Below are 19,961 nucleotides of genomic sequence, written 5' to 3' on the forward strand. Positions count from 1 at the left end.
AAGCTCCCAATGTCCCGGGGAAAAAACGAAAAAAGCGGGTTGACTCACCCGCTTTGGTAAAAATCAGGCCATCTCGACCTGGGTATTTTTGGACTGTTTGGATCGTTTTGATTTTTTGGTTTTGCGTTTGTTCCACCAGATCAGTGTGCCGGTAATTGGTAGCGATGTCGCGATGAGACAAGCAACAAACCATATAAACTTGGTGAACTGACCGAAGATCTCTCCGGTATGAAGCGACTTGACCGAGCGTCCGATCTGCTGTCTGGTGGAGAGATCCGAAAACAGCTTGGCTTCCTTTACTTCCAGACTTGCCGGGTCGAGCGTCAGCTGATCAGAACCTGCTTTTGCAAAGAACCCTGTGCGGGATTTGCTGACAGAAATATCCCCTCCCGGCTTACCGGGCATCGAAATGCGGAGATTCCCGTCATAGGCAAGGGTAGAATTGCTGGCAGCCACGACCTCATCAAATGAGATGATCGCTTTTTCGACAGTCAATTCCTCTACCGGTGTCTCTGATTTTGCACTGTCTTTGTCACCGGATCCAGCCTGAGCATTTTCCGGCTTAGGCGCCTGATAGATATCCCAGGTCTTTTGCCAACCCTCCCGATACCATTCATAAGACCAGAAAGGCCCGGTCACAGCCATCAGAAACAGGACAATCAGCGAATAGAAAGCGAGGGTATTGTGCAGGTCATGGTTGACGCGCTTCCAGTTGGCCGACCATTTGATCTTCAGGCCCTGCTTCCAGGTTTTCACCTTCTGCGGCACCCAGATGAAAATGCCCGACATCACTCCAAAAAGAAACAACAAAGTCGCAACGCCATTGATAAATCTGCCTAAGTCGCGGTTGCCCATCGACTCAAGAATCGGCTCTTCGATCTTGTCCAATAGCAGCCAGCGATGGAGGGAAAACATGTAACCCATAAACTCCTCGGCGGAAGTCTTTTCCACGTTGTCAGTGAGGATTTCGGCAGTGTAAGGATTTACGTAGTAAGTCACCGGACGCTCCTCGCCCTCCTTCTTTACCTGAAACTGCACCGTACGATCCTCACCCTGATAGACACTGGCTCCGACCACTTCGCCCGAAAGGCTCATTTCGACCTGAGTTTTCAACTCGTCCAGCGTCTTCTTTTGCCCGGATATCTCAACAAAATACCGCTCAGAATCCGCGAACTCCCTGATTTCTGTGTTGTACACGTAGATCGTGCCGCTGAGACAGACAGCAATCACAATCAGCCCGCAAGTGAGTCCCGCATACTGGTGAAGGTCCACTAAGAAATTTCGGATCGGTTTCCACATAACTCGCTTATTTTAAACTGGAACAAATCTAAACAAGTAACTTTATTATTTAGATTCGATCTTAAAAAATTGTTGATCCTGCTACCACTTTAAAGGCTCTGTTTATTTATGAAAACAATCCTTTTGTGCGACATTGAATCAAAAAGAGTCCAGAACTGCCAGTCAAATCTCTGTTCTTGCGGCCAAGAGTAGCAAAAAGCCTACTGGCTATTTTACGCTCTTTTGGTATCTTTCTTTCCCAAAAATGCCCCGAATGAAAATCTTCAAAGCCTTACTATTCCTGACTATACTTTGCCTAGCATTTGCTTGCGAGCAAAAGAGCACCGCCTCAGATCCCCGACTCGATCAACCGGCGGAGTTCAAAAAGCTACTGGACGCGCATGGCGATTGGAGCAAGTGGATCGATGCCAAGGCATTTTCTTTTGCAATGATTCATGAGACCACCCTGGCGATGGAGAATCACTACGTCAACCTCGCTGACCGCAAGGTACGTATCGATGCAGACGCGTGGCAGATCGGAAACGACGGCGAAAAAATCTGGATCAGTCCCAGTCTGGAGGCTTTTCAGGGAAAATCCGTTCGCTTCTACCACAACCTCTATTTCTACTTCTTTTCGATCCCCTACATCTTCACCGATCCGGGAGTCACGGTCAAAAAGACGGAAAACAAACTGGTCAACGGAAAATCGTACGAAGCACTGGAGGTGAGTTTTGAAGCAAATGTCGGCGACAGCCCCGATGACAAATATTTTATGCTCATCGATCCGGATACCGGAAGATTGGCCTGGCTGCTGTATAAGGTCACCTTTTTTGACAAAAACAATCCAAACATGAATGCGCTCAAATACGAAGACTATCGTGACGTGAATGGGTTGGCATTTCCGAAGATCATGACTGGATATCAATACGTCAATGATTCGGCGCAGCGGATTAGCTATCAAGTGAGCTTTTCTGATATCTTCCTGGTGGATGAACCGCTTGACGAAGGGCTGTTTGAGATGCCTGAGACAAACGCAGTCGTGGCAAACTAATGACCTACCTTCCTTGGTGAAGGAGCTTCATGTGCACATGTGTCTTCAGCGCAGAACCTGAATCACCCAAGAAAGTCCCCTGCACCGGCAAGGTGCGCGCAGGATCGGGATGTGAAGCCAGGGGAATGTAACGGTGGTCGGTCAGCAGCCCTAGGCTCGGATCGATTCCAACCCAGCCAGCACCCGGCAAAAACACTTCCAGCCAGGCATGCAGCTCGTGCCCCTCATCCAAATCGGGATTAAAGGCATAGCCGCTGACAAAACGCGTGGCCAGCCCCAGCTCCCGCAGCATCTCCATCTCCATCAGAGCGATGTCTCTGCAAGATCCTTTCTTCTCCGAAAAGGTAAATTCCGAGGTCCAGATGTTCTGTTCCTGACGGATCAGATGCTTCCAGCCTTGATTGATCTCGCGCGTCAGATTCACCAAAAAATCGATCAGACCAAGCGACTGATCCTTGATCGGCAACATAAAATCCCGAAATCGACCGTCTTCCTTGTCGGCCAGAAAGGGGATCAGAAAAGCAGTCTTTTCCTCATAACTAAACTGAAACGAGGCATTTCCCCACCCTTTCTCCTCAAATTCCCTGTCGATGATAAAGCCAAAAGGGTTGAAATTCTGGAGCTTGAAGATCCACTCTCCGGCAATCTCCAAGGATGCCGTCATGCCCGTAAACCAGCACTGCTTGTACCAATTGCCGGCGAGATCCTGGCGGAAATTATTCCCGTCCGCCTCCGGAAGGATCTGAAACTTCTGGTGCTCGACCCTGAAATAGGGACGATGCTGCGGGATCAGATATAGCTTGTGAATCCCGAGAAAGACCTCGGTACTGTACTCGTACACCGATCGATGACTGACTTGGATCAACATGGCTCAGGAGCTCCAAGTGACCAATTCAGCCTCTTCAACGCGGACGTTTGTCCTCAGGAGTATCTTGGTTTTGTGGCAAAAAGTGAGCCGGGCGTCAGGGTGTCCGACCCATACATTTGTTGAATTTGTTACCCGACTGAAAGTCATGATTGAGATTGGGATTGAGATTCGGGCTGATAGACGAAGTTATCCTTTGCCCGGAAATAGTTGATATCGATGAGGTCGGAAATATGGTTAATTTTTAGTTGAATATTATCCAAATATTCATGAAGTCCCACTGCAATGATGTCATCGATCTCAGAGTACTCTAAGCGGGAACGCATCTCCCCGATCGCTTTCTCGACGGAGTTTCTGAAACCATCTGAGGTATTTTCAGATATGCAGCGAAGGCATCGCTCGGCCTCCTTGAGACAGTAGAATATCGAACGTGGAAAATACTTGTTGAGCACCAAAAACTCGACTACGCCCGACGGGTCGATGTTGCCATAGAGCCGTCGGTAGGTATTGAGTCCTGTGACTGACTTGAGCAAAGCCATCCAGTGAAGGAAATCCAACGGAGATCCGACTTCGTGCGTCGTAGGCAACAGAATGTGATACTTCACATCGAGTATCCTGGAAGTCTTGTCTGCCCGCTCTAGCAGCTGTCCCAGTTGCCTGAAGTGCCAGCCCTCCGTCCTGGCGACGGTCGCGTCGGCCAAGCCATAGATCAGGAGAATTTGGTTTTTCACAGTTTCGAAGAACTGTCTCGGATCTTCCTTTTTCCAGACCTTTCTTTCGAGGCCTTCCTTGAGCATGTAGTACAACTCGTTGACCTTTTCCCAAGTCTCTTTACTGAGATTTTCACGGATTATCCTGGCGTTTTCCCGGGCATTGGTCACAGAGCAGAGCATCGAGTTGGGATTGTCTGAATCAAGAGCCAGGAAATACATCACCTGGTGACGCTCAAATCCGGGGTATTTTTTCCGATACAACTCAAAGTCCCCTGTAGCCGCCACCAGCGGCGCCCATTGCTCCTTCATATCCGTCGGCAGATCCTGCATCAGATTGAAATTGACGTCAATAAATCGGGCGTAGTTTTCCGCTCTTTCCAGATATCTTCCCAGCCAGTAGATGTGGCTTGCAACCCTGCTCAGCATAGTATTTTCAGATTAATTGTACAGAACCCACGTGTCTTTGCTTCCTCCACCCTGGGAGCTATTGACGACCAAAGAGCCTTTTTTCAAAGCCACTCTCGTCAATGCTCCGGGTATAACTTCTATGTCTTTTCCATAAAGAATATATGGGCGCAGATCGACATGGCGGCCGGCGATCCCCTCATCTGTCAGACAGGGGACGGTCGACAGCGACAAGGTCGGCTGCGCGATGTAGTTGTCCGGATTGTTTTTGATCAAGAACTTGAATCTCTCATGCTCTTCTTTGGTCGATTTGGGGCCGATCAGCATCCCGTAGCCGCCAGCGGCGTTGGTTTCTTTCACCACCAATTCATCGATGTGGTCCAAGACATACTTTCTGTCTTCCTCTTCCCGACAGAGATACGTCGGCACGTTGTGGAGTATCGGCTCCTCTCCCAGGTAGTATTTGATGATTCGCGGCACATAGGCATAGACTGCTTTGTCATCAGCGACCCCGGTACCCGGCGCGTTGGCAAGAGCCACATTACCGGCTTTGTACGCATCAAAAATCCCCTTCACGCCCAGCATGGATTCAGGATTGAACGTCAAAGGATCCAAGAATGAATCATCGATTCGCCGATAGATCACGTCAATCTGCTGCAGGCCCTTCGTCGTGAGCATGTAGGCTTTGTTGTTTTGGACGATCAGATCCACGCCATTGACCAGCTCGACGCCCATCTGCAAGGCGAGGTAGGAATGCTCAAAATAGGCCGAATTGTAGATACCAGGAGTCAACACACCGACTACCGGCTTGGCCTTGTTGGAGAGGAATTGGAGCATCTTCAGCAGCTTGGTCGGGTAGTCGGACACCGGCATCACACCTTCGTCATTGAACAGCTGCGGGTAGGCGCGCTTGATGATCTCCCTGCTTTCCAGCATGTAGGAAACTCCAGAAGGACAGCGGAGGTTGTCCTCTAGGATGTAATATTCTCCGTCCTTGTTTCTGACCAGATCCGTACCCGTGATGTGGCACCAAATTCCCTTGGGCGGCGTGAGGCCAACGCAGGGCTTCAGGTAATCCTTGGAACCCAGGATCAGATCCGCCGGTACGATCCCATCCTTCAGAATCTTCTGATCGTTGTAGATATCCTGGAGAAAAAGATTGAGCGCATAGATCCGCTGCTTCAGCCCGGCTTCGAGTTTTCGCCATTCCGCGTTGGCGATGATCCGCGGGATAATGTCCAGATGCAGGATTTTTTCAAGTCCCTGATTGTCATGGTAGACATTGAAAGTCATCCCCATCGCCTTCTGGGTTTTGTTTGCAGAAAACTGGAGCTGAGTCATCTTTTTTGCAGACGCCTTGCTCAGGTAATTGTAAAACTCATCGTAGTGTCCTCTGACCTGTCCATCGGGCGTGAACATCTCGTCAAAGTGTTCGTTGCAGGAATATCCTTCTGTATTCATAGGCTTGAAATAAATTCTACAGTAAGATAAAAAAGAAACGCGAAAATCAAATATTTTCAAAAAAAGATCTGTTTTTAGCCATTTTTCACACCGATATCAACTGTTCAATGATTTATTTTCAAGATTTCTTGAAAATAACCACCTTATCCGCATTGAATACCAATAGTTTGGCGTAGAAAACCCGAGAAAAGCTAGCGGACAAAAAAGTTCTTAGAAAATCACTGTTTTACAGAAACCATTTTGATCAAAAACCTGATGCTAACCGTCCCGATCTCCGCCCAACTCTTGGAAGATTTCCTAATACTAATCCGAGGGAAAATCAGAAAACGGCACCTAACTGTCCAAAAATATATCAGGAAACACCCAAATAAATCAATGAGGATGGGCTTCAATGCTTATTTTTGTCATAATACATTAATCTGAGTTTAGTTTATAAAGAGGCTCCACGAGGTCTCGCATGCTTTTTTTCAGGAGAAACCGTTCTGTCTGGGGAAGTGAAAGCAACTACTTAGATTGTTTTTAGATAAACCCTTTCAGTCAGATTAAGATGAGCATCTCCGTAGAACTCGTACTCTTTGTAATTTCTATCCTTTTCTTCCTGAGTATATTAGCCAGTAAAGCGGGGTACAGATTCGGCGTACCTGCCCTCCTCCTTTTTCTGGGAGTCGGGATGGTCTTTGGCAGTGACGGCTTAGGGATTCACTTCGAAAACATCCAAGTCGCTCAGGCGATCGGAACGATATCGCTTTGCATCATCTTGTTTTCCGGCGGCATGGATACCAAGATCTCGGAGATCAGGCCCATCATTCCTCAGGGTGTCATCTTGGCCACACTTGGAGTGTTTTTGACCGCAATTTTGACCGGCGTGCTGATCTGGTGGGTATTGGGGATGAACATGCCCTCTGCAGGAATTGGACTCACTACCTCCCTCTTGCTGGCGGCGACGATGTCTTCCACTGATTCGGCGTCTGTCTTTTCCATCCTCCGCTCTAAGGGGCTGAATCTGAAAAACAACCTCCGCCCAATGCTCGAACTCGAAAGTGGAAGCAATGACCCGATGGCCTATATCCTCACCATCACGCTCATCGAAATTGTCCAGCTCGGCGGGACTCCCAACTACCTTTCTGCCTTTGGAATGCTCTTTTTCCAATTGATTATCGGTGGACTGGCGGGGTACGCCTTCGGCAAACTGGCCGTGCGAGTGATCAACAAACTTGAGATCGACAACGCCTCTCTTTATCCAATTCTTGTTTTCACTTTCTGCATTTTCATTTTCTCCTTTACCTATTTCATCAAAGGCAACGGCTACCTGGCCGTCTACATTGGAGGGTTGGTGATCGGCAACACCCGATTTGTCCACAAACGCTCCTCGGTCAATTTCTTCGACGGCATGGCTTGGATGAGCCAGTTACTGATGTTCCTCACCCTGGGGCTCTTAGTCAACCCGCATGAATTGATCCCGATCATCATTCCGGGTTTGATTATAAGCTTTCTGATGATCTTGGTCACCAGACCTCTCAGCGTGTTCATTACCTTGCTGCCTTTCAGAAAAATGTCTTTCAAGGACAAAACATTCATCTCCTGGGTTGGCCTGAGAGGGGCAGTGCCGATCATCTTTGCGATCATCCTGCTGGCGGAAAACATCCCACATGCCAGACTCCTTTTCAACATTGTGTTCTTCTGCACGCTGGTTTCCCTGATCGTCCAGGGAGCTTCACTTTCCCAGATGGCCATTTGGCTGGGTCTGGCCGAAAAGCCTAGCGAACTGAAAAAGATGAAAAATTTTGATCTCGAATTTTCTGACGATATCAAATCGGTGACCACGGAGATCACCATCACTGCCAACAGCCTTCGGTCAGGAAACCACCTGATGGATCTTGCTATTCCAGAGAATACGCTCGTGGTAATGGTCAAACGAGACGATAAGTATTTCATTCCCACGGGAAAGACCGTGCTTCAAGAGAAAGACAAGCTTCTGATCATCACCGACAATCAAGAAGCGCTGATAAAAACTATCACCAATCTCGAAACTGGCCCCCCTGTAAATTCGGATACTGTTTGATCGGGCGCTGGCATCCAAAAAACTACCAGCGCTCCAAATTATCAATTTCCGTTTCTTGGCGTTCTTCGAAAAAGAAAAATCCTTTGAGGTTTGTCCGAACCTCAAAGGATCTCTATTTGATTTCAGCTTCCTGACTCTCGCTTCTTTTTTCCCGGATATTGCTTCTTTTTCCACAAAAAGATCGCTTCGCTTCGTTCCTCAGCCTGCAGTGGCGATTAATTAAGAAATCGTCGATCCGCTGGCAGTCCCATCATGCGGCTGGAGCAGTTTCAGCTTTCCGTCTTTGTCTTCAGCCATGAGGATCATGCCCTCGGAGTCAATGCCCATCATCTTGCGCGGCGCGAGGTTGATCAGCATGGTCACTTGCTTTCCGATCAGGAATTCAGGTTCGAAGTGCTCAGCCACTCCGCTCAGCACAGTTCGGTGGCCCAATCCGATATCCACTTTGAGCTTGAGCAGTTTCTTGGATTTTGGCATTTTCTCCGCTTCCAGGATTGTCACCACCCGCATATCCAGCTTCGCAAAATCATCATAGCTAATAAGCTCTTTCATCGGAGTGACAGGTGTGTTTGCAGCTTCGTTCATCTTCTTGGCATCTAATAGTTTTTGCACTTGTTTCTCTACAGTTTCGTCTTCGATCTTTTCGAAGAGCAGCCCCATTTCACCCAGGGAACGGTTGGCACGGATCAACTCTCCGTTGCCTGCCTCGTCCCATTTGCCGGCCTCGATGTCGAAGAGGTCAAAGAGCTTTTTGGCGGTGTGAGGTAAGAATGGTTCGGACACAATCGCCAAGTTGGCGGCGATGTTCAAGGCAATATTGAGGATCGTCTTGGTGCGTGGCTCGTCCGTTTTGATCTCTTTCCAAGGCTCGGTGTCGGCGAGGTATTTATTACCCAGTCGGGCCAAATCCATCACCAAACCAAGCGCCTCTCTGAACCGATAGCGCTCGATAGAGGAAGCGATTTTCTCTGGAAACTCCGCCAAAGCAGCCAAAACCTCCTCGTCATATCCTCTCAGCTCACCTCTTTCGGGGACGATTCCCTGAAAGAACTTTTGCGTCAACACCACGGCGCGGTTCACAAAGTTACCGTAGATCGCTACCAGCTCAGAGTTGTTTCTGGTCTGGTAGTCCTTCCAGGTAAAATCGTTGTCCTTGGTCTCCGGAGCGTTGGCGGTCAAGACGTAGCGAAGCACGTCCTGCTTGCCCGGAAAATCTTCCAAGTACTCGTGAAGCCAGACCGCCCAGTTGCGGGAAGTGGAGATCTTGTCGCCTTCCAGGTTCAAGAACTCGTTGGCCGGCACGTTGTCAGGCAGCACATATCCGCCGTGAGTCTTGAGGATTGCCGGGAAGATGATGCAGTGGAAGACAATGTTGTCTTTGCCAATGAAGTGCACCAACTTGGTATCCTCGTCTTTCCAGTAAGGCTCCCAGTCGATACCTTTTTCCGCTGCCCACTCCTTGGTAGACGAGATGTAGCCGATCGGCGCGTCAAACCACACATAAAGTACTTTACCTTCGGCTCCGGCTACCGGCACAGGGATTCCCCAGTCCAGGTCACGCGTCATGGATCGGGCCTGCAGCCCTTCTCCGGCTTCCAGCCAAGAGCGACATTGACCCAGCACGTTGTTTTTCCAGTCGTCGGCATGATCTTCCAGTATCCACTTCTTCAGATAGTCTTGGTAGCGCGCCAGATCAAGAAACCAGTGCTTGGTTTCCTTCAACACCGGCGTTCTGCCACTGAGTTTGGATTTGGGATTGATCAGGTCGGTCGGACTGAGAGAGGTTCCGCACCTTTCGCATTGATCGCCATAGGCATGCTCATTGCCGCACTTGGGGCACGTACCCTCGATGTAGCGATCCGCCAAGAACTGATTGGCCTCCTCGTCGTAGTACTGCTCGGTCGTTTGCTCCAGGAATTCGCCTTTTTCATAAAGATCCTTGAAAAAAGACTGCGCAGTCTCGTGGTGAATCGGAGCCGAAGTCCTGGAATAATGGTCGAAACTGATCCCAAACTGCTCGAAACTGCCCTTCATCATCTTGTGGTAATGATCCACGACCTCCTGTGGAGTCTTGCCTTCCTTTTGGGCCTTGATGGTGATGGCGACACCGTGCTCATCCGATCCGCAGATATAGGCGACGTCCCGGCCCAGAGAGCGCAGGTAGCGCACATAGATATCTGAGGGCACGTAGCATCCTGCCAGATGGCCGATGTGCAACGGACCGTTGGCGTAAGGCAGCGCCGAAGTGACAGTGTAGCGTTTGAAATTCTTGTTACTCATGGTTGTTGAATTCTATGATTGCACCGGATTCTATCAAAAGCCAATTCCGCTTAGGGCGGATCAGATGGCCGAGGAGAAGAGACCGAAGTGGTGTTATTGTAAATTTTGGACGTTTGGCGACGAGTCACTCGACTGTTGACGTCCTATGTTTTTTAATTACGTCTTGGATAAATTCATTCTTCGAAAGCAGATAGCTTCCTCTGTCATTTTTGAACTTGGAAGCGGACTCGACTTTCAGGTTTTCGTAGGCTTTGGCGAGCCTTTCGTCTGCTCTGAGTACATCTCTGAATAGCAATTGGTTCACCATAAAGTTATCCTGTGGACACATGTGGATGTGAAAGATCTGCTCCTTCACCCCATCCAAGTTGTACCCTTTTCCGAAGGACATATAGGCTTCGATGTCGTCCCGCTTCGGCACCAGAAAATAGGTGAACCCAATCTCCGCCATCGACGCGATCAAATCCTCATTAAACAAATGCTCCGCAGGTATCACAATTAACAAGTCGATGTATGGCTTTGCCATGATCCCTGGAATCGAAGTGCTGCCCACATGCTCGACCAACTCTGGCGAAAAGCTGGAAATCCTGGGAAGGATCAGCTCTTTTTCCCGCAGGAAAATCTCCCTCCAGACTGGATTATGTACCTCCAAATGGATCGGAAAGAGCCTGTTCCAGTCTTCCTTCTTCAACTCATACAATGGACTGCTCATCTTCTTTTCCTTAAAAATCGAGGCCAAAGATAGGAAAATCAGGCGAAGGCCTGCTTAGGCATTTTGAAATTCGCTGCGGGCTTCTTCGGTCAAAATACCATTGTATATGATGCTGATTGCCTGCTCAAACGCGTCGGCTGGTGACATCTTCGCTCCTTTTTGGATCGCCTCCGGAAACTGCGCGACAAACTTCGGATCCCAAATCGACTGAACGGCAGCCGCATAGAGCATCACCACGAGGCTGACATTGATCCGAGTATTGATCAAACCCAGCCTGGCACCTTCTTCGATAAGCTTTGCAAAGCGCAGATGGGCAGATTCGTTGATGTAAGCTTTGAACTCCTGCCACACCCCCGGCGCATGCTCACGGAGATCCTCGAAAAGCTCGGGATTGATCGGCGCCAGATAGGTCGCCACGACGTTGAGAAAAGAACGGAGCTTCAGCGGAAAAGCCAGGTAGCGATTGTCAACGATGCCCTCCACCTTGGCAGTCATCCTTGTGCAAAGCAAGTCGAAGGATGCCGAAAGCAGCTCCAGTTTACCAGGATAGTGCTTATAGAGGGTCTTTTTACTCATTCCCAAGTCCGTGGCGATGTCATCCATCGTCGTATTTCGGTAGCCTTTTTCTAGAAAAAGCCGATAGGCCACATCGAGAATCTTGCCTTCGGGACTGTTCTTTTTACTCATTTCAGGGGGATTGAGGAGCAAAGATAGAAAGGAACAAATTGGAGGTTGGGAATTGGAGATTGGAAATTTGAAAAGCTGGATCCTCTTCCTACTTCGGAGCTGAATTCACCGCCTTGCACTTCGTGCAAAAAATAAGTCTCCAATAAATCAGCAGTTTAAAAGAAAAAGCGGTTGATGGTTTTGCATAAAATCAGAATCCGCTTACTTTTGCAAACTCGAAAAGAGAGATCACAACACAGAGGAGTGGCAGAGTGGTCGATCGCGGCGGTCTTGAAAACCGTTGTACCGTGAGGTACCGGGGGTTCGAATCCCTCCTCCTCTGCAAGTCAAACCCTAACCGTCTGAAATATTGATAGTTAGGGTTTTATTTTTAGATGCAGGAATCTTTTGAGGGTCCCACGAATTTGATCTAGGTCGGAGATTGTTTTGTTTTTGGATTTAGATCACTCCAGTTATTTTACTCTGCATCCCACCGCTCCTATTTCTAACAGGATCGAACGATTCGTACCGTGCGGGGGGTACGAGGTGTGCGAATTGTACAAATTCTGAGATACAAACCATCCTCCCAATCCTTTATTTCCCTTCACAGAACGCCGACTTGGAAAACTCCTTCGGCACGAAACCCTTACGTCGACACCGATTAACATATTCCTCATTTTGAGGAAATAAAGTAACTTTTCGTTCCTGCCTTAACGTGCCGAAGAATTACGGTTGAGGTTGCATTCTTGATCTGCAGCGTTTAATGTCTTTATCGATTTCATTCAGACGAAAGCATCGCCTTGGAATGTTTTTAGCGACGAACTAGACGAGACTAATTTCGGAATAGGAGAAAACGCAGTCATGTCAGCCAAACTACCCGGCAAAAAATACTGCGTTCATTACTCCCTTTGTAAGACTCACACATCATGGACATCACACATTTCCTAATCACGGTTTTTTCCGGACTGGCAGGCACCGTTGCTATGACGGGTCTGATGTACCTCTATGCGTACCTGAGTAAAAAATTCACCAAAGTCATCCACATACTGGGAAACATGGTAATTGGAGAAACAAATTACTATACCCCCAGCCGCAACGCCTTTCTTATCGGGACAGTGGCTCATTTTGGCGTCGGGATCCTTTTTTCGTTTGCTTACTTTCTCCTTTGGAACTGGGGGATATTCGCTATCAATCTGCGTGATTCTGTCTTGATTGGCATCGTGAGTGGGATCGTGGCAATCATCGTGTGGAAAACCTACCTGAGTCTCCATTCCAGTCCGCCAGAAATCTCCCACTTCCATTATTTTGTCGCGCTGTTTTTGGCACACATTGTCTTTGCAGTCGTCAGCGTAAACGTCTTCCAGATGATCACCGACAATCCGGAGCTTTGGTATCAGCTTCAGGAAGAAGCGAAGGTTCTCTGAGATGAATCTTCCATTGATTCCCCGCATGAGAGCACTTCAAGCTGCCACTGGACCGGACCAGCCCCAACATCACTGACAGTCTGGAATTTTTCAAAAATTCCACCCTCTCGATACGCGAAAAAATGCCCCGCAGGAATTATACAATCCCATTATCCTGATCAGGACACATTAAATTCTCCCGGAAATTTAGTATATTAGGTTCCCTGCTCTTTAGAAAGACAGCGGTAAATCTACTGCAGCGCACTTGTTGAATCTCAAGCGAGCCAGTAGTTATTGACTGATGTATTTTGGAGAGCATGGGTCTTTCGGCAGTATTGATTTTCTTACGAACTCATCTATACGCCGATCATGAACAACCAGAATCTCGACCTTATGGCTTCTAAAGTTTTTTTACTCATAGATGATGACATTGATGATCACAATTTCTTTGTCGAGGCGGTCAGTGCAGTTGATTCCACTGCCCAATGTCTGGGGGCCATGGATGGCGAAGACGGCCTTTCCAAGCTGCGCTCAAATCCCCTACACCTGCCAGACTACATTTTTTTGGATCTGAATATGCCCCGTATGGACGGCAAAAGCTGTCTTACTGAAATTAACAAGGACGGAAATTTGAAAAATATCCCAGTCATCATCTTCTCCACCTCATCTAATCCAGTAGATGTAATGGAGACCCGAGAATTGGGAGCTTCCTATTATTTGGTAAAACCTTACGACTTTAACACGTTGTGTAAAGAAATTAATTTTGTAATCAACAAGTTCTAATTCAACTTAGTAACATTCTTTTTATCTTATTTAAAATACAATAAAAATATATTTAATTTTATAATTCCACTCTATCATCGAGTCGAACAGGGTGAAATTTAATCTTATTTTTAGCATTCACTCGCCTGCAAAATCTAAGTCTGCTGGATCCAGTCCATCGCCGAGTTTACCCGACTTTACCGGTTCACCGAATCATTCGCTCTTTCTGAAAACAAACTCCCTCACAAGCGGCTTGTCAAGAGCTATATCCTGTTTCAATTCCTCATCACTGCCGAAGAACCTTTTGGTGGTGCGGAAAAACTCAACGGGAAATACAAGTTCATCCTCGAAGAAAATCCAGGGTCTGAGGGTGAATGAACCTTCTTTTTCGGCCTTCAGGCTGATTTTCTCGTCGCCGATAATGGGTTCAATCGGGATTTCGTCCCGCCGCGAAATCTCGTCTTGACACAACGCCAGGGAGAGATCATCACAGAAGCGCAAAAACTCATAACTCTGTAAAACCGCTTTTGAATCGAGATTGAGGTGGACTTCGTACCGGTTTCTCAGGCGGCGTTGCTTGTCGAGAAACTCAATCACGTCCTTGTCGGCCGAATCCCGATAAAGATTTTGGCAATGAAGCGACACCATGATGGCCATGAATGACGACTTGTACTGCGCGGACCTGACCACAGCGCTTGCCTGCTTCAGATTCACCTCCTTTCGGTCGCGGTAGTCCAAGGGAGCACCCGCTTCCGTCAGATTATCCCTTCCATTCCAATTGGGCTGTGCATTGTCGTGCTCACCGATGCTTCCCAGTCCAGCGGCGAGGTATTTCCTCACAGGCCAGTAGCGATGATCGATGGCCAGCCCGATATCCATCGCCAATAAGGCATGTGCCTTATGAAAGTAAATTTTCCAACCCGGTTCAACTGGCGCTACGATCATCGTTTCGTGATTTAGGAGAAACCAATTAGGTCGCTCAGGAGGTGCGGGAAGTAAGGCATCTTGCACATTCCCGGATTGCTTGGGACGCAAAGTCCATCTGAACCTCATATTGGGAAGTTTTGTCGCTCATCAACCGATCAGCCAGGATCAACTCCCCGTTTAGCGAGACGCTGATAAACGCGAACTTTTCAAAAATCTCCTGTTCCGGAACAACAGACGCATATCCCGTCAAGGAAATTCCCAGGTTTGCCTTAAAGAGTACGCAGCAGTTTTCGGCCATTAGATCGGCGATCTCAGGAGTCACTCCGTTAGTTTCATAGCATTTCTCTAGAGGAATATGAAGAAGATGATGCTTCAGCTCACAGGTATAGGTCGTAACGCCTCCATTGTAGAACAGGCCAGCCTCATTCATATTGCTTAAAAGCAGCTGGACAAACCCAGCCGTGACACTTTCTGCGACCGCGATTTTATAGGAACCCTCAAGGCAAAACCTTCGGATTATCTCCAGTTCAGCGGCTAGATTTTCAGAGATATCGGTACTCATACGTCCATTCGTTTCTGATTTCCTATCCCATCCCCGTACCAAAAATCAGGATGATCACACCTCGCTACCTGTGTCATTTTTGCTGTTTGGAGCGTGTTTGGAATGCGAATATTCTTCACAACCTGTAGACAGGCTTAGACACGCCGGCACATTGGAGATCGGGTCCGCAGCGATTTTGTCCACGCAAATGCCGATTTATAAGCTTGAGTGGGTCGATCTGGGAGACTGGTACGCTGATTGAAAAATCTGAAGTATCATAAACCAAACTAACTACAACTATGGCTACACAGGAATCTAAATTCAGCCAGCTTTTTCTCGACGAGATCAAAGACATCTACTGGGCTGAGAAGCATCTGGTGAAAGCTCTTCCGAAGATGATCAAGGGAGCGACATCTTCCGTGCTTGCCGACGCGATTGACATGCATCTGGAAGAAACCAAAGAACATGTCAGCCGCTTGGAAGAGGTGTTTAAGCTTTTGGGCGAAAAGCCTCAGGCGAAGAAATGCGACGCGATGGAAGGACTCATCAAAGAAGCAGAATCCATCCTGGAAGATACAGATTCGGACACGATGGTGCGTGACGCCGGGATAATCATCGCCAGCCAAAAGGTGGAACATTACGAAATCGCCTCCTATGGCTCGCTTGTCGCCCTCGCGGAAAAGATGGGAATGAAGGAAGCAGCGTCTATCCTAAACGACACGCTGAAAGAGGAAAAGAAAACGGACGCCAATCTTACGAAGCTTGCGGTCTCAGAGATCAATGAGGAAGCTTCCGATGAGTAGGGTAAAAAGGGACGACCGGTCCCTTTTTCTTCTATTTCCATTAGGTAAAACACGCCCCGTCAAATCAATTAAAACTTAAACCAATTAGTTATGGACACACCAAACAAACAAGGATCTGAAAAAAGGGAAGGGAAAGTTGCGAAAGCCATTGAGGAGCAAACTTCGAAACTCCCCTCGGATGTATTCCTGTGGGCCTCAATGGGAGCTATGGTTGTATCCCTTGGATTAAAGATGGCCAAAAAAAGCCATACGGCGCTTTTCATAGGCCAATGGGCTGCGCCATTTTTGCTGTTGGGTATTTACGACAAGATCGTAAAAACTTCAGGATCGGAAAGGGATGACGATTGACGTCATCCTTTTTCATTCTGGGACAGCTAGGAAAAATGCCCCCGCGACTCCATTATCAGCTTTTGCCGACAGCGAAAATCTCGATTCATGAATCATCAGGAAAGAAAAGTACGCTACTACCTACTACTGGTCCAAGGAACCTACTACTTCTTCCTTGGCATCACAGTGCTTTCTTTCAGACTGGCCGCAGAATTCTACTTACTGGATAATTCCCCCCGCGGAATCTATCTCATCACCCTTGCGACAGTATTACTACTGGGAATTGGAGTGTCACTTTTTCTTGCAAGGAATCACTACAAGCAAACGATGTCCGGGGGAGTTCTTGGAATTATCACGGCGTCGTCATTTTTCTTACACCATTCTTTCTATCTCTACGAGTTTGATTCCGGCATCTTCCTTTGGCTGGACTGGCTGGTACAACTCGCAATTCTTCTATGCTGGATATGGCTATTCTATTGGAAGTGGATAGAAAATAAATTTAACAGTATTTAATTCTAAAAAAGGCGACCAGATGTCCAGCACCAAACAAATAGAGCTTCAACGGAACAGATTTAGGATAACAAACTGAAACAGCCATGGAAAAAAGTAACACAAAAAAGCAAGTTTCGACCAACGAAACCACCGCTGATATTCTGGTACAGAAACTTATAGATTGGGATGTGAAATTTATCTTTGGGGTGATCGGTGACCGCATCAATCCCCTCGTCGAATCCCTCCGAAAGAAGCAGGAAAAGATCAAATTTGTCACAGTTCGTCATGAAGAGACAGCTGCGTTCATGGCCTGTGGCTATGCAAAGTACACCGGAAAGCTCGGCGTCTGCGTCGCTACCTCAGGCCCCGGCGCAATCCATCTGGTGAACGGCCTCTACGACGCCTACAAGGATCACGCTCCCGTCCTCGCGATTACCGGTGCTCCGGTGTCCGACCTAGTGGGTACGGACTATACCCAGGAAGTAGATACCCTTTCCCTTCTCCAGGAAGCCGCGCTGTATAATCAGATGATCACAGGACCTCACCAGGCGAAAACCGTGGTCGATTTGGCGATTCGAGCAGCACTGACCAGCCATGGGGTAGCACATCTGAAATTCGCCAAAGACACGCAGCAAGAGGAGCTTGCCGACGACGAGCTTACCAAGGGAAGCAGCAAGAATTTCGAAGGATCGACCGTCTTCAGCCCGCGGATCGAGGTGCCCGCTCAGCCGGAACTTGAGAAGGCTGCGGAGCTCATTCATCGGGGAAAAAAGATAGGGATCCTGGCCGGCTATGGGGCGCTACAGGCTGGAGAGCAGGTAGAGGAGTTGGCGGAACTTCTGGGAGCGCCTGTTGCCAAAGCATTGTTGGGCAAGGCCGTGTTGCCGGATGACTCTCCCTATTCTACCGGCGGCACCGGACATTTGGGCACTTTACCCTCCAAAGAATGGATGAAAGAATGTGACACTTTGTTGATTTTAGGTAGCAATATGCCCTATTTAGACTACTATCCCGAAAAGGCCAAGGCCATCCAGATTGATCACGAGCCAAAACGTATCGGTCTGAGATATCCGTTGGAACTGGGATTGACGGGGGATGTAAAAGCGACCTTGACCGCTCTGCTCCCCTTGCTCAGAAGAAAAGATGACCGAAGCTTTTTGAAAAAACACCAAGACGGAATGGCTAATTGGCGGGAGACGCTCCAAGCCATCGAAGCGGGCGAAAGCGAGTTGGTCCGGCCCCAGTTTCTAGTTGCAGAGGTTGCAAGACATCTGGATTCCGACGCGACGGTTTCTTTAGACACGGGTGCAAATACAATCTTCACCGCCAGGCATTGGGAGTTGAGAAAAGGTCAAGCCATGGCGGTGTCAGGAAATCTGGCCTCAATGAGCCCTGGGCTGCCCTACGCGATGGCTGCGCAACTCGCCTTCCCGAATCGCCAGTGTGTCGCAATGGTGGGAGACGGAGGGTTGGCGATGCTGATGGCCGACATCACCACGGCTGTGAGGTACCGCCTGCCTGTCAAGGTGATTGTGTTTAAAAACAACTCGCTTTCCCTGGACGTCTATGAACAAATGGCGGCAGGAACCGAGGTATATGGTGGCGATCTTACACCAATAGATTTTGCAGCGGTGGCCAGGGCCTGTGGAGCGGAGGGATTTACCTGCAAAAGGAAGGATGAAGTCTCCACCGCATTAGAGAAAGCCTTCGCATCCACCGCACCGAGCATCATCGAGGTGTGGATCGACCCTGATCAGGCTCCTTCAGCTCCGGATCATATCACGCAAAATATATTTTAGCAATTCAGATAGAGATTCATCCCTACTCAATGTCATACAAGAGGGATCTTATCAGTCGGCAGATGCAATGACTAATTGACTGGTCAAAAAGGCCAGCGCGCAACTATGGAGCTATTTACTGTTTCGATCTTCATCGTAGGACTGGTCACGTTTACGCTGGTTTGGATGCCATTGGTCTCCAAGAAAACGGGGGTGTCTTATCCCCTTTTTTACTTTTTGGGAGGAATTCTATTGTACAGTTTCTTTCCCGCGGTACTCCCAGATCCTCTTCCTCAGGACAATGAGATGGCAGCACTTCGGCTTACTGAGTTGATAGTGATCATCTCCCTGATGGGCGCAGGCATCCGAATAGACCGCGTTTTCTCATTCCGAACATGGCGTCTTCCGCTTAGATTGGTGTTTATCGCCATGCCGCTATGCATCGCAATCGCGGCAGCCTTAGGTTATTTCATCTTGGACTTCAACCTAGCAGCTGCGGTTCTTTTGGGTGCAGTGTTAGCGCCCACGGATCCTGTGCTGGCGACCGACGTACAAGTAGGTCCTCCTAATGGACAAATTGAGTCCGAGCACAAGTTTACCCTGACTTCGGAAGCAGGCATCAACGATGGGATGGCCTTTCCTTTCACCTGGCTGGCGATCACCATCGCTCTCATCTCCGCCGGGGACGAAACTTCATTTCTCCACTGGTTTTCTTTTCATGTCATCTATCAGATCGTCGCGGGGATCGTCCTGGGCTACCTGTTTGGAAAGGGAGTAGGCTATCTGGTATTTGACGTCTCCAAGAGATACAAATTTCTAAAGGCACTCGATGGATTTTTAGCCATTGCGCTGACTTTCCTGGTGTATGGTCTCACCGAACTGCTGCACGGCTACGGGTTCGTTGCTGTTTTTGTAGCAGCGATTACCCTTCGCCATTATGAGAAAGAGCATGAATTTCACACGACGCTGCATTCCTTCACCGATCAGATCGAAAAACTCTTCGTCGCCGTATTGATGATCCTTTTTGGCGGAGCTGTCGCAAGGGGGCTATTAGAGCATCTTACGTGGCCGCTGGCCCTATTTGCTATAGGTTTTCTGTTGGTGATCCGACCCGTCCTGGCGTACATGAGTCTGATGGGAACTGATATTCAGAAGAAAGAAAAACTCGGAATCTCCTTCTTTGGGATCCGGGGAATGGGCTCGCTTTTTTACCTCGCCTTTGCTTTCGGCGAAACGGAATTTGAATCCGAAGAGAGCCTATGGTCTGTGGTAGCCTTCACCATTGCCCTGTCTATCACTGTCCATGGTTTGGCGGCCACTCCCACTATGAGCTATTTGAGGCGAAAACTGCCAAAGCCAAAAGCATAAGATCGGCTTAAAATACTCCCTTCATTCTCCTGACTGTGGACGGAATTCCCCTTTTTTTTCCAAGTAGTCA

Annotated in this window: 19 protein-coding genes and 1 tRNA gene; 10 read left to right on the forward strand and 10 right to left on the reverse strand. The window is 48.4% G+C overall.

All coding sequences use genetic code 11. The annotated features are described in order from the left end of the window. Window positions 1-63: 63 nt before the first annotated feature. Window positions 64-1,299, reverse strand: a complete 1,236-nt coding sequence (locus G459_RS0117310; protein WP_026968774.1) for a PepSY-associated TM helix domain-containing protein — start codon at window positions 1,297-1,299, stop codon at window positions 64-66. A 253-nt stretch (window positions 1,300-1,552) separates the two neighbouring features. Between G459_RS0117310 and G459_RS0117315 the strand changes: the two genes are divergently transcribed. After that, entirely contained in the window at window positions 1,553-2,329 is a 777-nt protein-coding gene (locus tag G459_RS0117315) for a DUF6503 family protein (protein WP_157373370.1), read from the forward strand. A gap of 4 nt (window positions 2,330-2,333) precedes the next feature. Here the strand turns inward: G459_RS0117315 and G459_RS0117320 are convergent, their stop codons facing one another. The 3 genes from G459_RS0117320 to G459_RS0117330 all read right to left on the reverse strand — a co-directional run bounded on the left by G459_RS0117320 (window position 2,334) and on the right by G459_RS0117330 (window position 5,773). Then, window positions 2,334-3,197 carry a transglutaminase family protein gene (locus G459_RS0117320; RefSeq protein ID WP_026968776.1) on the reverse strand — a complete coding sequence of 288 codons (864 nt, stop codon included), beginning with the start codon at window positions 3,195-3,197 and terminating at the stop codon, window positions 2,334-2,336. A gap of 143 nt (window positions 3,198-3,340) precedes the next feature. After that, window positions 3,341-4,333: an alpha-E domain-containing protein gene (locus tag G459_RS0117325; protein ID WP_026968777.1), complete on the reverse strand. Its 993-nt coding sequence runs from the start codon at window positions 4,331-4,333 to the stop codon at window positions 3,341-3,343. Window positions 4,334-4,345: 12 nt separating this feature from the next. After that, window positions 4,346-5,773 (reverse strand): circularly permuted type 2 ATP-grasp protein, encoded by a 1,428-nt coding sequence (locus G459_RS0117330; RefSeq protein WP_026968778.1) that lies wholly within the window; start codon window positions 5,771-5,773, stop codon window positions 4,346-4,348. 547 nt (window positions 5,774-6,320) lie between these two features. Here G459_RS0117330 and G459_RS27815 point away from each other — a divergent pair. Continuing rightward, the gene (locus tag G459_RS27815) at window positions 6,321-7,835 is read left to right on the forward strand and encodes a potassium/proton antiporter (protein WP_035456280.1); all 1,515 of its coding nucleotides are present in this window, start codon (window positions 6,321-6,323) and stop codon (window positions 7,833-7,835) included. A 219-nt stretch (window positions 7,836-8,054) separates the two neighbouring features. Here the strand turns inward: G459_RS27815 and metG are convergent, their stop codons facing one another. The 3 genes from metG to G459_RS0117355 all read right to left on the reverse strand — a co-directional run bounded on the left by metG (window position 8,055) and on the right by G459_RS0117355 (window position 11,511). Next, window positions 8,055-10,115 carry a methionine--tRNA ligase gene (gene metG / locus G459_RS0117345; RefSeq protein ID WP_026968779.1) on the reverse strand — a complete coding sequence of 687 codons (2,061 nt, stop codon included), beginning with the start codon at window positions 10,113-10,115 and terminating at the stop codon, window positions 8,055-8,057. A 124-nt stretch (window positions 10,116-10,239) separates the two neighbouring features. Beyond that, on the reverse strand, window positions 10,240-10,824 hold the full coding sequence (locus tag G459_RS0117350; protein ID WP_157373371.1) for a GrpB family protein: 585 nt from the start codon (window positions 10,822-10,824) through the stop codon (window positions 10,240-10,242). Window positions 10,825-10,878: 54 nt separating this feature from the next. Further along, window positions 10,879-11,511: a TetR/AcrR family transcriptional regulator gene (locus G459_RS0117355; RefSeq protein ID WP_026968781.1), complete on the reverse strand. Its 633-nt coding sequence runs from the start codon at window positions 11,509-11,511 to the stop codon at window positions 10,879-10,881. A gap of 237 nt (window positions 11,512-11,748) precedes the next feature. Here G459_RS0117355 and G459_RS0117365 point away from each other — a divergent pair. The 3 genes from G459_RS0117365 (at window position 11,749) to G459_RS0117375 (ending at window position 13,676) form a co-directional block, all read left to right on the forward strand. After that, window positions 11,749-11,833, forward strand: a tRNA-Ser gene (locus G459_RS0117365). Window positions 11,834-12,416: 583 nt separating this feature from the next. After that, window positions 12,417-12,914: a hypothetical protein gene (locus tag G459_RS0117370; protein WP_026968782.1), complete on the forward strand. Its 498-nt coding sequence runs from the start codon at window positions 12,417-12,419 to the stop codon at window positions 12,912-12,914. A 348-nt stretch (window positions 12,915-13,262) separates the two neighbouring features. Continuing rightward, window positions 13,263-13,676, forward strand: coding sequence for a response regulator (locus G459_RS0117375; protein WP_051315284.1), 414 nt, complete (start codon window positions 13,263-13,265; stop codon window positions 13,674-13,676). A 192-nt stretch (window positions 13,677-13,868) separates the two neighbouring features. Here G459_RS0117375 and G459_RS0117380 read toward each other — a convergent pair whose 3' ends face one another. From G459_RS0117380 to G459_RS30555, 3 genes are read right to left on the reverse strand one after another with little or no spacing between them, the layout of a single operon-like run. Next, entirely contained in the window at window positions 13,869-14,600 is a 732-nt protein-coding gene (locus G459_RS0117380) for a DUF3891 family protein (protein WP_026968784.1), read from the reverse strand. Window positions 14,601-14,634: 34 nt separating this feature from the next. Next, entirely contained in the window at window positions 14,635-15,144 is a 510-nt protein-coding gene (locus tag G459_RS29085) for a CinA family protein (protein WP_051315285.1), read from the reverse strand. A gap of 54 nt (window positions 15,145-15,198) precedes the next feature. Next, on the reverse strand, window positions 15,199-15,327 hold the full coding sequence (locus G459_RS30555) for a hypothetical protein (RefSeq protein WP_281171900.1): 129 nt from the start codon (window positions 15,325-15,327) through the stop codon (window positions 15,199-15,201). Window positions 15,328-15,422: 95 nt separating this feature from the next. Here G459_RS30555 and G459_RS0117390 point away from each other — a divergent pair, with 95 nt between their 5' ends. The 5 genes from G459_RS0117390 to G459_RS0117410 all read left to right on the forward strand — a co-directional run bounded on the left by G459_RS0117390 (window position 15,423) and on the right by G459_RS0117410 (window position 19,891). Further along, the gene (locus G459_RS0117390; RefSeq protein ID WP_026968785.1) at window positions 15,423-15,926 is read left to right on the forward strand and encodes a YciE/YciF ferroxidase family protein; all 504 of its coding nucleotides are present in this window, start codon (window positions 15,423-15,425) and stop codon (window positions 15,924-15,926) included. A gap of 90 nt (window positions 15,927-16,016) precedes the next feature. Continuing rightward, window positions 16,017-16,274, forward strand: coding sequence for a hypothetical protein (locus G459_RS0117395; protein ID WP_026968786.1), 258 nt, complete (start codon window positions 16,017-16,019; stop codon window positions 16,272-16,274). Window positions 16,275-16,361: 87 nt separating this feature from the next. Continuing rightward, window positions 16,362-16,766, forward strand: coding sequence for a hypothetical protein (locus tag G459_RS0117400; protein ID WP_026968787.1), 405 nt, complete (start codon window positions 16,362-16,364; stop codon window positions 16,764-16,766). Window positions 16,767-16,849: 83 nt separating this feature from the next. Beyond that, window positions 16,850-18,544, forward strand: a complete 1,695-nt coding sequence (locus G459_RS27825; protein ID WP_051315286.1) for a thiamine pyrophosphate-binding protein — start codon at window positions 16,850-16,852, stop codon at window positions 18,542-18,544. A 105-nt stretch (window positions 18,545-18,649) separates the two neighbouring features. Continuing rightward, window positions 18,650-19,891, forward strand: a complete 1,242-nt coding sequence (locus G459_RS0117410; protein WP_026968788.1) for a cation:proton antiporter — start codon at window positions 18,650-18,652, stop codon at window positions 19,889-19,891. The last annotated feature ends 70 nt before the right edge of the window (window positions 19,892-19,961 follow it).

The sequence above is a fragment of the Algoriphagus terrigena DSM 22685 genome (genome assembly GCF_000429445.1).
Taxonomy (GTDB): domain Bacteria; phylum Bacteroidota; class Bacteroidia; order Cytophagales; family Cyclobacteriaceae; genus Algoriphagus; species Algoriphagus terrigena.

What these genes read in the sequence shown, in the direction of transcription:
- G459_RS0117310 (WP_026968774.1), bottom strand. Translation starts at nt 1,299, where the DNA reads ATGTGGAAACCGATCCGAAATTTCTTAGTGGACCTTCACCAGTATGCG.
- G459_RS0117315 (WP_157373370.1), top strand. Translation starts at nt 1,553, where the DNA reads ATGAAAATCTTCAAAGCCTTACTATTCCTGACTATACTTTGCCTAGCA.
- G459_RS0117320 (WP_026968776.1), bottom strand. Translation starts at nt 3,197, where the DNA reads ATGTTGATCCAAGTCAGTCATCGATCGGTGTACGAGTACAGTACCGAG.
- G459_RS0117325 (WP_026968777.1), bottom strand. Translation starts at nt 4,333, where the DNA reads ATGCTGAGCAGGGTTGCAAGCCACATCTACTGGCTGGGAAGATATCTG.
- G459_RS0117330 (WP_026968778.1), bottom strand. Translation starts at nt 5,773, where the DNA reads ATGAATACAGAAGGATATTCCTGCAACGAACACTTTGACGAGATGTTC.
- G459_RS27815 (WP_035456280.1), top strand. Translation starts at nt 6,321, where the DNA reads ATGAGCATCTCCGTAGAACTCGTACTCTTTGTAATTTCTATCCTTTTC.
- metG (WP_026968779.1), bottom strand. Translation starts at nt 10,115, where the DNA reads ATGAGTAACAAGAATTTCAAACGCTACACTGTCACTTCGGCGCTGCCT.
- G459_RS0117350 (WP_157373371.1), bottom strand. Translation starts at nt 10,824, where the DNA reads ATGAGCAGTCCATTGTATGAGTTGAAGAAGGAAGACTGGAACAGGCTC.
- G459_RS0117355 (WP_026968781.1), bottom strand. Translation starts at nt 11,511, where the DNA reads ATGAGTAAAAAGAACAGTCCCGAAGGCAAGATTCTCGATGTGGCCTAT.
- G459_RS0117370 (WP_026968782.1), top strand. Translation starts at nt 12,417, where the DNA reads ATGGACATCACACATTTCCTAATCACGGTTTTTTCCGGACTGGCAGGC.
- G459_RS0117375 (WP_051315284.1), top strand. Translation starts at nt 13,263, where the DNA reads ATGAACAACCAGAATCTCGACCTTATGGCTTCTAAAGTTTTTTTACTC.
- G459_RS0117380 (WP_026968784.1), bottom strand. Translation starts at nt 14,600, where the DNA reads ATGATCGTAGCGCCAGTTGAACCGGGTTGGAAAATTTACTTTCATAAG.
- G459_RS29085 (WP_051315285.1), bottom strand. Translation starts at nt 15,144, where the DNA reads ATGAGTACCGATATCTCTGAAAATCTAGCCGCTGAACTGGAGATAATC.
- G459_RS0117390 (WP_026968785.1), top strand. Translation starts at nt 15,423, where the DNA reads ATGGCTACACAGGAATCTAAATTCAGCCAGCTTTTTCTCGACGAGATC.
- G459_RS0117395 (WP_026968786.1), top strand. Translation starts at nt 16,017, where the DNA reads ATGGACACACCAAACAAACAAGGATCTGAAAAAAGGGAAGGGAAAGTT.
- G459_RS0117400 (WP_026968787.1), top strand. Translation starts at nt 16,362, where the DNA reads ATGAATCATCAGGAAAGAAAAGTACGCTACTACCTACTACTGGTCCAA.
- G459_RS27825 (WP_051315286.1), top strand. Translation starts at nt 16,850, where the DNA reads ATGGAAAAAAGTAACACAAAAAAGCAAGTTTCGACCAACGAAACCACC.
- G459_RS0117410 (WP_026968788.1), top strand. Translation starts at nt 18,650, where the DNA reads ATGGAGCTATTTACTGTTTCGATCTTCATCGTAGGACTGGTCACGTTT.